This is a genomic window from Streptomyces sp. BA2 (genome assembly GCF_009769735.1).
Lineage (GTDB): Bacteria > Actinomycetota > Actinomycetes > Streptomycetales > Streptomycetaceae > Streptomyces.
The window spans coordinates 3,981,882-3,994,339 of record NZ_WSRO01000002.1 but is presented as its reverse complement, the minus strand read 5'-3'; the positions used below and the strand labels follow the sequence as shown (position 1 = coordinate 3,994,339).

The 12,458-nt window shown below is 70.3% G+C and carries 11 protein-coding genes; 8 read left to right on the top strand and 3 right to left on the bottom strand.

Going from position 1 to position 12,458, the window contains the following annotated elements; genetic code table 11:
* The first annotated feature begins 74 nt into the window (after positions 1-74).
* The 3 genes from E5671_RS20555 to E5671_RS20545 are packed head-to-tail and all read left to right on the top strand — an operon-like array spanning position 75 to position 3,603.
* Positions 75-1,061 carry a WxL protein peptidoglycan domain-containing protein gene (locus tag E5671_RS20555; RefSeq protein WP_160505427.1) on the top strand — a complete coding sequence of 329 codons (987 nt, stop codon included), beginning with the start codon at positions 75-77 and terminating at the stop codon, positions 1,059-1,061.
* Complete coding sequence (locus tag E5671_RS20550; protein WP_336605801.1) at positions 1,058-2,251, top strand: hypothetical protein; 1,194 nt, start codon at positions 1,058-1,060, stop codon at positions 2,249-2,251. Before E5671_RS20555 ends, E5671_RS20550 begins: the two co-directional genes overlap by 4 nt.
* Entirely contained in the window at positions 2,251-3,603 is a 1,353-nt protein-coding gene (locus E5671_RS20545) for a hypothetical protein (RefSeq protein ID WP_336606059.1), read from the top strand. The genes E5671_RS20550 and E5671_RS20545 overlap by 1 nt, the downstream gene beginning before the upstream one ends.
* Positions 3,604-3,756: 153 nt before the next feature.
* Here the strand turns inward: E5671_RS20545 and E5671_RS20540 are convergent, their stop codons facing one another.
* Both E5671_RS20540 and E5671_RS20535 read right to left on the bottom strand, forming a co-directional pair.
* Positions 3,757-4,587 carry an alpha/beta hydrolase gene (locus E5671_RS20540; protein ID WP_160505426.1) on the bottom strand — a complete coding sequence of 277 codons (831 nt, stop codon included), beginning with the start codon at positions 4,585-4,587 and terminating at the stop codon, positions 3,757-3,759.
* Between the two features lie 104 nt (positions 4,588-4,691).
* Positions 4,692-6,218 (bottom strand): peptide MFS transporter, encoded by a 1,527-nt coding sequence (locus tag E5671_RS20535; RefSeq protein WP_160505425.1) that lies wholly within the window; start codon positions 6,216-6,218, stop codon positions 4,692-4,694.
* Positions 6,219-6,694: 476 nt separating this feature from the next.
* Here E5671_RS20535 and E5671_RS20530 point away from each other — a divergent pair, with 476 nt between their 5' ends.
* Both E5671_RS20530 and E5671_RS20525 read left to right on the top strand, forming a co-directional pair.
* On the top strand, positions 6,695-7,372 hold the full coding sequence (locus E5671_RS20530) for a response regulator transcription factor (protein WP_160505424.1): 678 nt from the start codon (positions 6,695-6,697) through the stop codon (positions 7,370-7,372).
* Between the two features lie 112 nt (positions 7,373-7,484).
* Complete coding sequence (locus tag E5671_RS20525; RefSeq protein WP_160505423.1) at positions 7,485-8,762, top strand: ATP-binding protein; 1,278 nt, start codon at positions 7,485-7,487, stop codon at positions 8,760-8,762.
* A gap of 6 nt (positions 8,763-8,768) precedes the next feature.
* On the opposite strand, the gene E5671_RS20520 is transcribed toward E5671_RS20525, so the two are convergent.
* A complete protein-coding gene (locus E5671_RS20520) occupies positions 8,769-9,308 on the bottom strand; it encodes a GtrA family protein (RefSeq protein WP_160505422.1) in 540 nt (179 codons plus the stop codon).
* A gap of 218 nt (positions 9,309-9,526) precedes the next feature.
* Between E5671_RS20520 and E5671_RS20515 the strand changes: the two genes are divergently transcribed.
* Genes E5671_RS20515 through E5671_RS20505 form a run of 3 tightly spaced genes read left to right on the top strand, consistent with a single transcriptional unit; the run spans position 9,527 to position 12,407 of the window.
* The gene (locus E5671_RS20515; RefSeq protein ID WP_160505421.1) at positions 9,527-10,678 is read left to right on the top strand and encodes a 5-(carboxyamino)imidazole ribonucleotide synthase; all 1,152 of its coding nucleotides are present in this window, start codon (positions 9,527-9,529) and stop codon (positions 10,676-10,678) included.
* A complete protein-coding gene (gene purE, locus E5671_RS20510; RefSeq protein ID WP_160505420.1) occupies positions 10,675-11,217 on the top strand; it encodes a 5-(carboxyamino)imidazole ribonucleotide mutase in 543 nt (180 codons plus the stop codon). The genes E5671_RS20515 and purE overlap by 4 nt, the downstream gene beginning before the upstream one ends.
* Positions 11,218-11,222: 5 nt before the next feature.
* The gene (locus tag E5671_RS20505; protein WP_160505419.1) at positions 11,223-12,407 is read left to right on the top strand and encodes a dipeptidase; all 1,185 of its coding nucleotides are present in this window, start codon (positions 11,223-11,225) and stop codon (positions 12,405-12,407) included.
* The last annotated feature ends 51 nt before the right edge of the window (positions 12,408-12,458 follow it).

The following is a 12,458-nucleotide window of genomic DNA, read 5'->3' as shown; positions in this document are numbered from 1 at the left end:
GCGCGCGCCCCGTCCGACCGCCGCGTACGACGCGTTCGACGCGTGCCGAGCGTACGAAGATCCAGGAGCCGCCGATGCCGTCGCTGCTGTCCGTTGCCCGTGCTCTCACCGTGGTCGTGGCCTTACTGGTGACGGGCGCGGCGCCGGCGACTCCGGTGTTCGCCGACGATTCCGGAGCGTGGTCCGTCGCGCCCTCCGCGGGAGGAGGGACACGGCCGGCGAAGGACGGGCGGCCCTACTTCTACGTGGAGGGCACGCCTGGCTCCGTCCTGGAGGACACGGTGACGGTCACCAATCCGGGGTCGAAGCCGCGCACGGTGGAGCTGAGCGGCGCGGACGCGGACAACACCAAGGGCGGCGCGTTCACGCTGGAGCGGGGCAGGCCGAAGGACACCGGCTCCTGGATCACTTTCGCCGAGCGCAAGGTGAAGGTGCCGCCGCGCACCCGCGCCGAGGTGCCGTTCAGCGTGAGCGTCCCCGAGAGCGCGGTGCCGGGCGACCACCCCGGGGCGATCGTCGCGAGGGAGAGCGGCCGTGAGGGCGGCCGGGACGCCGGGGTCCGCGTGCATCTGCGGGTGAGCGGTCCGACGCTGTCCGCGCTCACGGTCGAGCGCGTGAAGGCCGAGGGCGAGCGCATCTCGTACGACGTCGTCAACCGCGGCAACACGGTCCTGACCCCCAGGCTCAAGGTCCACGCGGAGGGACTCTTCGGCCCGCTGCTCGACCGGGGGCCCCGCACGCTTCCGGTGGAACTCCTGCCCGGCCGCAGGGTCACCCTGACGGAACCGTGGACGGACGCCCCCGCGCTCGACTCCGTCGAGGTCACGCTCACGGTGACGGCGGCGGACGGAGCCCACGACAAGGCGAAGGCATCGACCCGCTTCGTGCCGTGGGGAGCGGTGGCGGGGGCCGGGGCCGGGGTGCTCGGCCTCGTGGCGGCGGGCGTCTGGTTCGTACGCAGACGCGGGGTCATCGGGGCGCCACCACGGGATGAGCCCGAACAGAGCGGTACGGAACTGGAGTTGGCGGGAGCGGGCACGGGAAGGGGCGAGCAACTGTGAACGTCGAGCGGCCCGCGTTGTGGGCAGTCAAGCGGTACATCGCCGGGGCCGCCGTGCTGGCGGCCCTGGCCTTCTCGCTGCTCCCGGCGGCGGGGGCCACCGCCGCCGAGAAACCCACTGTCACCCTCTCCAAGGCCGAGGCGGGCAAGGGCGGCGACATCACCGTCAAGGGCGCGGGGTGGCGAAAGAACGCCCTGCTGATGATGCTGATCTGCGGCCAGTCCACCCCGGGCAAAGGCGTGCCCGGCGGCACGAACTCCTGCGCCAACGACACGGGCCGCGCCGTCACCACGGACGGCAAGGGAGCCTTCAGCAAGAAACTCCCCGTGGCGGAGCCCCCCAAGCCCTGCCCCTGCGTGGTCCACGTGGCCACGGTGACGGGGGACAAGGCGCAGGCGGACGCCGCCTTCAAGGTCGCGGGCCACCCCGTGAAGCCCCTGCCCGAGCAGCAGGGCGGCGGAAAGCTGTCCGTCCTCACCGACACCCAGCTGGAAGGCTCCAGCGGCGTACTGACCTGGTTCGGCGCCCCGCCGTCCCGCAAGTTCGTCTTCACCGTGGGCAACGTCGGCGCGGCCCCGGTCAAGGACCCGGTCTTCCAAGTGGGCACCTCCCACGGCGTGTTCGCCCCGCAGTGGGAGGAACAGCAGTGGCGCGGCACGATAGCCCCGGGCAAGAAGGCCCAGATCAAGCTCCCGGTCGAGCTCTCGGCCGGTGCGCACGGCAACTACCTCGTCTCCCTGAAGTTCGGCGGCAAGGTCCTCGCCGAGCAGCCGTGGGGCGTCGGCCGCCCGTGGGGCGTCACCGTCTTCTGGATCCTGCTCTGCGTCGTCGTGCCGGCCGCCGTCTTCCGCATCGGCATGGCGGTGGTGGACAAGCTCAAGCCGGGCCGCCGCCGGGGCGGCCGCGGCTCCCGCCCGGCCGGACGGCACCGCACCGGCAGGATCGCCGAACTCACCGACCGGCTACCGAAGTTGAGGCTTCCCCAGGGGGCGGTCGCGGCGGACGAGGCGGCCCGTACGCCACGTACGAAACCGTCCCGTGAGCCCGGCAAGGGCACCGGCACCGCCACGAACACGGGCACTCTCCCGTGGTTCACCCCTGACACAGACCCCGGCGCCGGGACCGCACCCGCAGCCGGACAGCTCTCCGCACCGTCAGAGAACAGCCCGACGACGAAGGGAAACACGTGATCAGCACACGACGGAGAGCGGGCGCGGCCTCGGTCTCGCTGCTGCTCGGCGGGGCGGGCATCCTGCTGGGCGCGGGTCCGGCGCAGGCGGCCGAGGTGGCGTACAAGACGGAGTGCATACCGCCGTCGATCTCGGGCCTTCCACCCGTGCAGGGCACCACGAAGGTGGAGATCACCGCGCCGGCCACCGCGAAGGTGGGCGACGAGGTCGAGGTCGTATGGAAGACGACGCAGGCCGCGTCCAAGAACCCGGACGTCCTCGACCTGGAGAAGGACACGGTGAAGCCGACCGGCACCATCAAGCTGGGCGGCGGCCAGACCGGTGACCTGGCGGTGGCGGGCGAGCGGGTCAATCCGCCGATCAAGAAGAACAGTCCGATGGTCCTGTCCGACATGAAGGGCAAGCTGAAGCTGACCAAGGCGGGCGACGTCACGCTCACCCCGGGCGCGTACAACATCAACGTCAGCAAGCCGATGTCGACCGACACCAAGTGCACGCCGAAGGAAGAGGTCAAGGCGGGCGCGACCATCAAGGTGACGGAGGGCGGCGGCGGTTCGGGCGGCGGCACGGCCTCGGGCGGCAGCACTTCCGGTGGCAGTACGTCGGGCGGGTCCACGTCGGGCGGGTCCACGTCCGGTGGCGATACGGGCGGCGACACCGGCGGCGGCGACACCGGCGGTTCCACCGGTGGCGGAGGCGACGACGGCGGCAAGACCGACTTCCCCGGCAAGGAAGTCCAGACCCCCTACAAGTGCAAGACGCCCATCGGCGACAAGGACGCCACGTCCCCCGTCCAGATCAACGCCAAGAAGGACGGCGGGAATTACGGCCTCACCGTCGAGTTCAAGAAGTCCGTCATGGACAGCCCCGCCGACATCCCCGCGGACTCGGTGAAGCCGTCGATGGAGGTCAAGCTGGGCGGCGCGGACAAGGGCACGGTGCATGTCGAGGGCCCCACCAACAAGGAGCCCATCAAGTCCGGCGACCCGATGACCATCCCTGACCTGACCGGCACGTACAAGCCGGGCGCCGACGGTAAGTCGACGCTCTCGCCGGGTGTTCTCACGGTCAAGGCGCTCGGTACGACGACGACTTGCACGCCGTCCAAGTCGGAGGTCTCCCTGGAGATCGACACGGCGGCGCAGCCGGGCGGCGCGGCCGGCGGTTCAGGGTCTGCCGGGGGCTCCGGCTCGGCAGGGGGCTCCGCCGCGGGCGGTGGCGGTGACCTCGCCGAGACCGGCGCCGACGACAACGGCGCGCTGCGTGCGCTCGGGCTGGTCGCCGGCACGGTGATTCTGCTGGGCGGCGCGGTGTTCACGTTCCTCCCGAGGCGGAGGAACAGCTTGCGCTGACGAAGCCCCGTAAGGGGCGCGGGGAACTGCGCGACCGGCCACGACGGACCCGCAGACGCGTCTGCCTCCGGCGGTCTCCTGGCGGGTGCGGCTTGGTCTTGGTTGCTCGCGCAGTTCCCCGCGCCCCTAAGGGGCGCGTTCCCTGGACGCTGCTCAAACGCGCTGCCGCAGCCACCGCAGTACGGTCTGCGCGACAGCCGGGTCCCTGAGGAGTTCGCCCCCGTGCGCGGTGCCCGGCTCAATACGCACCGCAACGTCCCGCAGACCCGCGGTCCTCTGCGCGTGCGCGAGGTCCGTGGAGTGGGCGACCGGGACGAAGTCCGCCGCCGAGTGCGTGAGGTACAGGGGCGCGTCGTCCCTGCCGGAGGCGTGCGACTTGGCCCCCAGGTCGACCCACTTCTTCCAGCACCGCCCGGAGACCCGGTCCGGCACGCACCCCGCGAGCAACTCCGCCGTCAGCCGCAGCTTGCGCTGTGGGGGCGAGGCCGCGCGCATCCCGCCGTCCTGCCAGGCGCGGTAGGGCGAGGCCACAGGGGAGAGCGCCACCACGCCGCGTACCCGCTTGCGCCCCGCGCCGTAGGCCCCCGCGCTGACGGCGAGATGGCCGCCTGCGGAGGACCCGAGCACCACGGGTGTGCCACCGCCCCGCCGCTTGATCCACCGCAGGGCCGCGAGCACGTCGTCGCGCTGCGCGGGCCAGGCGGCGTCGGAGGCGAGCCGGTAGTCGGTGTCGTACACGGTGAACCCGCGGTCCGCGAACCACCGCGCCCGCCCGCTCCAGTCGGTGTCCCGCACCCAGGATCCGCCGTGCAGGATCATCAGGGCGGGGTGCCCGGAGCGGTCGCCGTACACGGTGATGTTCTGCCGCGCGTGCTCCCCGTAGGAGAAGGTCTGGCCCGGCAATGGTCTGGGTGCGGCCTCGACGGCGGCACTGGACGACAGCAACGCCACACACAGGGCGAAGGTCGGCAACGTACGTCGCATGGCCAGATGCTGCACTGTCAAGCGGCCAGGCACCCGCAGAAACACCAAAGGCCGCCGCACCGGGTGGTGCGGCGGCCCTCAGTTCGAGCGTGGGTGTGTGCGGGTCAGCGCACGTCGCCCATGAGCGCGCTGACCTTCTTGCGGGCCATGTAGACCGAGAAGCCGGCGAGCACCGCTGCCGTGGCCTCCAGGGCGACCATGCCCCGGCCGTTGAGGTCGACCCCGGCGATGGCGAGCATGCCGGTCACGCTGTCACCGGCGGTGACGGCGAGGAAGAAGACACCCATCATCTGGGAGGCGTACTTCGCGGGCGCCATCTTCGTGGTCAGCGACAGGCCCACCGGGGACAGGCACAGCTCGGCGACCGTGTGCATCAGGAAGATCAGCACCAGCCACCACATGGTGACCTTCGTGTCGCCGGTGGCCGTGCCCATCGGGACGAGGAACACGAAGAACGAGGCGCCGGCCATCACCAGGGCGAAGGAGAACTTCACGATGGTGCTGGGCTCGCGATTGCGGCGGGCGAGCGCGATCCAGAGGGCGGCGAAGACCGGGGCGAGCAGCATGATGAAGCCCGGGTTCAGCGACTGGAACAGGGTGTTCGGCATCTCCCAGCCGAAGATGTCCCGGGAGGTGTGGGAGTCACCGAAGAGGGACAGCGTCGACGCGCCCTGGTCGAAGATCATCCAGAAGATCGCGGCGGCCACGAAGAACCAGATGAACGCCGTCATCTTCGTCTGCTCTTCGGTGTTGAGCTCCTTGTCCCGCTTGATCTTGACCAGTACCGCGATCGGGATCAGCAGACCGGCCACGGTGATCGGGAGCAGCGCCCAGTTGAGGGTGAGCCGGTAGACGTCGGTGAAGCTCACGAGGAGGTAGAACGCCGCGATCACGGCGACGGCCGCCAGCGTCTTGACGATGACGCCGCGCTTCTCGTCGGCGGACAGCGGGTTCGGGACCTTGCTGCTCTCCGCGGACAGGTGGCGGGAGCCGATCATGAACTGGATCGCGCCGAGCGCCATACCGATGGCGGCCAGGCCGAAGCCCAGGTGCCAGTTGACCTTCTCGCCGAGAATGCCGATGGCGAAGGGGGCGGCGAAGGCACCGAGGTTGATGCCCATGTAGAAGATGGTGAAGCCACCGTCGCGGCGGAGGTCCTTCGGGTCGCTGTAGAGCTGGCCGACCATCGTCGAGATGTTGGCCTTCAGCAGGCCCGAGCCGACCGCCACCAGGGCCAGGCCGACGAAGAACATCGCCGAGCTGGGCAGGGCCAGGCACACGTGACCGGCGACGATCACGATGCTCGCGATGGCCACGGTCTTGCGGGCGCCCCAGACGCGGTCGCCGATCCAGCCCCCGGGCATGGCCATGAGATAGACCATGGCCACGTAGACGGAGTAGATGGCCGTGGCGGTCGCCGCGGTGTAGGCGAGGCCGCCGCCCTGGCTGCCGGTAGCCGCGTCGGCGCCGCCGGAGACCAGGTAGAGCACGAGCAGAGCGCGCATGCCGTAGTAGGAGAAGCGCTCCCACATCTCGGTCATGAAGAGTGTGGCCAGTCCGCGGGGGTGGCCGAAGAAGGTCTTCTCAGTGCCAGGGGTACCGGCGGAGTCCTTCGTCAGGCTGGACGCCATGGGTCGATCCTCGTGGTTCGGGACGCGCGGCAAGAGCGTGTGCGCGCCCGGTGGGGGGCGGTCGGCACCGGGGTCGTACCGTCCACGCCCCCACGCCCGGGGGGAGTTTCGCGCTCCGTGTCGAGGATGGCGCTGGTACGGCGACTCCGAGATCCACGCCCTGGGCGCATCTTCACGCGCAGGGCCCGACCACAGGTCATTCCTTTCAAGGCTGACAGAAGCCAGCCCGCACATAAAAGAGACCTAAGGCCGCACAGCGGGCCAAAGGTCCTTGAGTAGTGCATCAGGCGTTGGGTCACCATACGCCACGACAGTGCGGCATATGGAAGGACTTGAGAGATGGATCACAGGTTACGGCGGAACCAGCGGGCCACATTTAAAGGTGATCCTCAGGATCGCACCCCATAGCCGCAGGGGTCGACCGTCAGCGGGCGATCACCCCACGACGGTCCTCCGGTGCGGTCTACCATCACCCCATGACCCGTGTACTGCTCGCCGAGGACGACGCGTCCATCTCGGAGCCGCTGGCCCGTGCCCTGCGCAGGGAGGGGTACGAGGTCGAAGTGCGTGAGGACGGCCCGACCGCCCTCGACGCCGGGCTGCAGAGCAGCGTCGACCTCGTCGTACTCGACCTGGGGCTGCCCGGCATGGACGGCCTGGAGGTGGCCCGCCGCCTCCGTGCCGAGGGGCACACGGCGCCGATCCTCATCCTGACCGCCCGCGCCGACGAGGTGGACACCGTCGTCGGCCTCGACGCGGGCGCCGACGACTACGTCACCAAGCCCTTCCGCCTCGCCGAACTGCTCGCCCGGGTCCGGGCCCTGCTCCGGCGCGGCGCGGCCGAACCGCAGCAGGCGCCGGCCACGCACGGCGTGCGGATCGACGTCGAGTCGCACCGCGCCTGGATGGGCGAGGAGGAGCTCCAGCTCACGGCCAAGGAGTTCGACCTGCTCCGGGTCCTGGTCCGTGACGCGGGCCGTGTGGTGACCCGCGATCAGCTGATGCGGGAGGTCTGGGACACGACGTGGTGGTCGTCCACCAAGACCCTGGACATGCACATCTCTTGGCTGCGCAAGAAGCTGGGCGACGACGCGGCGAATCCGCGGTACATCGCGACGGTGCGGGGCGTGGGCTTCCGCTTCGAGAAAAGCTGAGGTTGGCCCCGTCAGGGGCGCGGGGAACTGCGCGAGCAACCACAGCGGCGCCGCACTCGCCAGTGAACCGCTGCCGCCCCTGACGGCGGCTTCGATCGGCGACACTGAGTAAATGCGCCGCCGACTGATCAGCAGCACCCTCGCCGTCGTCCTCGTAGTGATCGCGGTCTTCGGGGTGAGCCTCGTCATCGTGGAGACGAGGACCATCAGCAGCAGCGCCCAGGAGCGGGTCACCTCCGAGGCGTACCGCCTCGCCAGCATCGTGGACAGCCGGCTCATCAGCGACGAGCGGATCAGCGCCGAGATCCTGCGGGACGTCGCCGCGGTCGACACCGACCGCTACGCCCTCATCGAGATCCCCGGCCGCGCCCCCATCGAGATCGGCAGCCGCCCCACCGGCGACGTCATCCAGGACACGGCCAAGGGCGAGGAGGGCGAGAAGGTCACCGTCGAGGAGCCGCGCACCAGGGTCACCCAGGAGGTCGGCCGCACCCTGCTGATCATCGGCGCCGTGGCCCTGCTCGCGATCATCGCCGCCGTACTCCTCGCCGTACGCCAGGCCAACCGCCTGGCCTCGCCGCTCACCGACCTCGCGGAGACCGCCGAGCGCCTCGGCTCGGGCGACCCGAGGCCCCGCCACAAGCGCTACGGGGTGCCGGAGCTCGACCGCGTCGCGGACGTCCTGGACGGCAGCGCGGAGCGGATCGCCCGGATGCTGACCGCCGAGCGCAGGCTCGCCGCCGATGCCTCGCACCAGCTGCGTACGCCTCTGACGGCCCTCTCCATGCGCCTGGAGGAGATCACCGTCACCGAGGACCTGGACACGGTGAAGGAGGAGGCCACGATCGCGCTCGCGCAGGTCGAGCGCCTCACCGACGTCGTGCAGCGGCTGCTCACGAACTCACGTGACCCGCGCACCGGCTCCGCCGTCTCCTTCGACCTGGACGAGGTCATCAAACAGCAGCTGGAGGAGTGGCGCCCGGCCTACCGCAGCGCGGGCCGTGCCATCGTCAGCTCGGGCAAGCGGCATCTGCGGGCCGTGGGCACTCCGGGGGCGGTCGCGCAGGTCCTCGCCGCGCTCATCGAGAACTCGCTCATGCACGGCGGCGGCACCGTCGCCCTGCGGACCCGCGTCACGGGCACCCAGACGGTCATCGAGATCACCGACGAAGGGCCGGGCGTCCCCGCCGACCTCGGCGCGCGGATCTTCGAGCGCACCATCAGCGGCCGCAACTCGACGGGCATCGGCCTCGCGGTCGCCCGGGATCTGGCCGAGGCGGACGGCGGCCGCCTGGAGATGCTCCAGACCAAGCCGCCGGTCTTCGGTCTCTTCCTGTCGCGTACGCCGCCACAGAAGCGCGACCGGGAGCACGCGGACACGGTGCGCTAGACGGGGCTAGTGCGTGCCCCGCCCGGCAGGACGCTTCGGGGTGGGCGGCGCCACCGTGGAGCCGCTGGAGCCGCCCTCCAGGAACGATTCCGCACGGGCGACGGTCTCCCGCGCGGGCAGCGCCTTGAACACCCAGGTGCGGTAGGACCAGAAGCGGAAGCAGGTGGCGATGCCGATGCCCACGAACTTGAAGATGTTGCGCTGCAGCGGGCTGTCCCAGTCGAAGCCGTAGATCGCCGCGTACAGGACGCCGTTCTCGATCACCAGGCCGACCGCGCTGAAGGCCAGGAACAGCGTGAGCTCCTTGGTGCGGGAGGTCTTGTCACGGTCCCTGTACGTGAAGTAACGGAAGCCCACGTAGTTGAAGGCGATGGCGACGACGGTGGCGATCACGTTCGCGCGCACGGCCTGTAGGTCCGTCGTGTGCCACAGCAGGTTGGAGACGCTGAAATTCACCAGCGTGCCCAGCGCCCCCACGGCACCGAACTTGGCCACTTCGCGCGCGAGCTGCTCCAGTCGCACCCGTAGTGCGCCACGTTCCGTCATGGTGGTCGCCCCAACCCCCGTCGTCGATTCGTTCCGGTCTCGTCCTCGTCGACGTATGTGGTGATTCGGTCGCGTCAACCCAGCCATGCTAACCAGCGACCCCCGTCCGTCGCGCGGGGACGCCTCCACACTGTGGCGGCTCTGTGACGGGAGAGCCCGTGCGGTGCGCGGAAACCGGCCGTTCCGAGGTGGCCGATACAGGCCGATACCCTGGGGGTGTGACGTTCCCGGTAGTCGGCATGGTCGGCGGCGGTCAGCTCGCCCGCATGACCCACGAGGCGGGCATCCCCCTCGGCCTGAAATTCAAGCTCCTCAGTGACACCCCTCAGGACTCCGCGGCGCAGGTCGTCAGCGATGTCGTCATCGGCGACTATCGCGACCTCGACACGCTGCGTGAGTTCGCGAGGGGCTGCGACGTGATCACTTTTGATCACGAACACGTACCCACCGAGCATCTACGGGCCCTGGAGGCGGACGGCATCCCCGTGCGTCCGGGGCCCGACGCGCTGGTGCACGCCCAGGACAAGGGCGTGATGCGCGAGAAGCTCACGGAGATCGGCGTGCCGTGTCCACGCCACCGGATCGTGCGCGATCCGGCCGACGTGGCGGCCTTCGCGGCCGAAGGCTCTTCGGAGGGCGACGGCTTCCCCGTGATCCTCAAGACGGTGCGTGGCGGCTATGACGGGAAGGGGGTGTGGTTCGTACGTTCCGTCGAGGACGCCGAAGACCCCTTCCGGGCCGGTGTCCCCGTACTGGCCGAGGAGAAGGTCGATTTCGTACGGGAGCTCGCGGCGAACGTCGTCCGCTCGCCGCACGGCCAGGCCGTGGCCTACCCCGTCGTCGAGTCGCAGCAGGTCGACGGCGTCTGCGACACGGTGATCGCCCCCGCTCCCGGCCTCTCGGAAGACCTCGCGGGGAAGGCGCAGGAACTGGCCCTGCGCGTCGCCAAGGAGCTCGACGTGGTCGGCCACCTCGCGGTCGAGCTCTTCGAGACGCGCGACGGCCGCATCCTCGTGAACGAACTGGCGATGCGCCCGCACAACTCGGGCCACTGGACGCAGGACGGTGCGATCACGTCCCAGTTCGCGAACCACGTCCGCGCGGTGCTCGACCTGCCCCTCGGCGACCCGCGCCCGCGGGCGAAGTGGACGGTCATGGCCAATGTCCTGGGCGGCGACTATCCGGACATGTACCAGGCGTACCTGCACTGCATGGCGCGCGACCCGCAGTTGAAGATCCACATGTATGGCAAGGACGTGAAGCCCGGACGCAAGGTCGGCCACGTCAACACCTACGGCGACGACCTGGACGACGTGCTGGAGCGCGCGCGTCACGCGGCCGGCTATCTCAGAGGAACGATCACGGAATGACCGCACCTGTAGGACCTGTGGTTGGCATTGTCATGGGCTCGGACTCCGACTGGCCGGTCATGGAGGCCGCGGCCAAGGCCCTCGACGAGTTCGAGATCCCTTACGAGGTCGACGTCGTGTCGGCGCACCGCATGCCGCGCGAGATGGTCGCGTACGGCGAGGAAGCGGCGGACCGCGGCCTCAAGGCGATCATCGCGGGGGCCGGCGGCGCCGCGCACCTGCCCGGCATGCTGGCGTCGCTGACGCCGCTGCCGGTGATCGGAGTGCCCGTCCCGCTCAAGTACCTCGACGGCATGGACTCGCTCCTGTCCATCGTGCAGATGCCCGCGGGCGTGCCCGTGGCGACGGTCTCGGTGGGCGGCGCGCGCAACGCGGGTCTCCTCGCGGCACGCATCCTGGCCGCGCACGACCCCGAACTCCTCGGCCGTATGCGGGAGTTCCAGCAGGAGCTGAACGAACAGGCCACGGAGAAGGGCAAGCGGCTCCGTAGCAAGGTCGAAAGCATGGGTTCCGGCTTCGGCTTCGGCTCGGGAAAGTGAGCGGCATGACCTCACTGGACGATGCCCGCGCCTTCCTCGCCGACTTCCCGGTGGTCGACGGCCACAACGACCTGCCCTGGGCCCTGCGCGAGAAGGCGGGTTACGACATAGACCGCCTCGACATCGCCGCCGACCAGACGGGCCACCTCCACACGGACATCGCGCGCCTGCGGGCAGGCGGGGTCGGTGCGCAGTTCTGGTCGGTGTACGTCCGCACGGACCTGACGGGCGACGCGGCGGTGAGCGCGACGCTCGAGCAGATCGACTGCGTCGACCAGTTGCTCACGCGCTACCCCAAGGACCTGCGGCGCGCGCTGACGGCCGCGGACATGGAGGAGGCGCGGGCCGAGGGCCGCATCGCGTCCCTGATGGGCGCCGAGGGCGGCCACTCCATCAACAACTCCCTTGCCACACTGCGGGCGTTGCACGCGCTCGGCGTCCGCTACATGACGCTGACGCACAACGACAACATCGCGTGGGCGGACTCGGCGACGGACGAGCCGGGGGTCGGGGGCCTGTCGGCCTTCGGTCACGAGGTGGTCCGCGAGATGAACCGCAGCGGCATGCTCGTGGACCTCTCCCACGTGGCGGCGACGACGATGCGGGCGGCCCTGGACACCTCCGTGGCGCCGGTGATCTTCTCGCACTCCTCGTCGCGCGCGGTGTGCGACCACCCGCGCAACATCCCGGACGACGTCCTGGAGCGGCTGCCCGCGAACGGCGGCGTCGCGATGGTCACGTTCGTGCCGAAGTTCGTTCTCCAGGCGGCAGTCGACTGGACCGCGGCGGCCGACGAGAACATGCGGGCGCACGGCTTCCACCACCTGGACACGAAGCCGGAAGCGATGAAGGTCCACGCGGCCTTCGAGGAGTCGACGCCGCGCCCCGTGGCCACGGCCGCGACGGTCGCCGACCATCTCGACCACATGCGCGAGGTCGCGGGCATCGACCACATCGGCATCGGCGGTGACTACGACGGCACGGCGTTCACCCCGGACGGCCTCGACGACGTCGCGGGCTACCCGAACCTGATCGCGGAGCTCCTGACCCGCGGCTGGTCGAAGCCGGACCTGGCCAAGCTGACGTGGCAGAACGCGGTCCGCGTACTGGGTGCGGCGGAAGACGTGGCGCGCGACGAGCAGTCCCGGCGCGGCCCGTCGAACGCGACGCTTCAGCAACTGGACGGCTGAGGACGGCACTTGAGACGAAGGGCGGGGCGGCCGGTCGGCCGCCCCGCCCTT

Coding starts and splice junctions, on each gene's coding strand:
- E5671_RS20555 (WP_160505427.1), top strand. CDS start 75: ATGCCGTCGCTGCTGTCCGTTGCCCGTGCTCTCACCGTGGTCGTGGCC.
- E5671_RS20535 (WP_160505425.1), bottom strand. CDS start 6,218: ATGGCGTCCAGCCTGACGAAGGACTCCGCCGGTACCCCTGGCACTGAG.
- purE (WP_160505420.1), top strand. CDS start 10,675: ATGACCGCACCTGTAGGACCTGTGGTTGGCATTGTCATGGGCTCGGAC.
- E5671_RS20525 (WP_160505423.1), top strand. CDS start 7,485: ATGCGCCGCCGACTGATCAGCAGCACCCTCGCCGTCGTCCTCGTAGTG.
- E5671_RS20520 (WP_160505422.1), bottom strand. CDS start 9,308: ATGACGGAACGTGGCGCACTACGGGTGCGACTGGAGCAGCTCGCGCGC.
- E5671_RS20540 (WP_160505426.1), bottom strand. CDS start 4,587: ATGCGACGTACGTTGCCGACCTTCGCCCTGTGTGTGGCGTTGCTGTCG.
- E5671_RS20505 (WP_160505419.1), top strand. CDS start 11,223: ATGACCTCACTGGACGATGCCCGCGCCTTCCTCGCCGACTTCCCGGTG.
- E5671_RS20530 (WP_160505424.1), top strand. CDS start 6,695: ATGACCCGTGTACTGCTCGCCGAGGACGACGCGTCCATCTCGGAGCCG.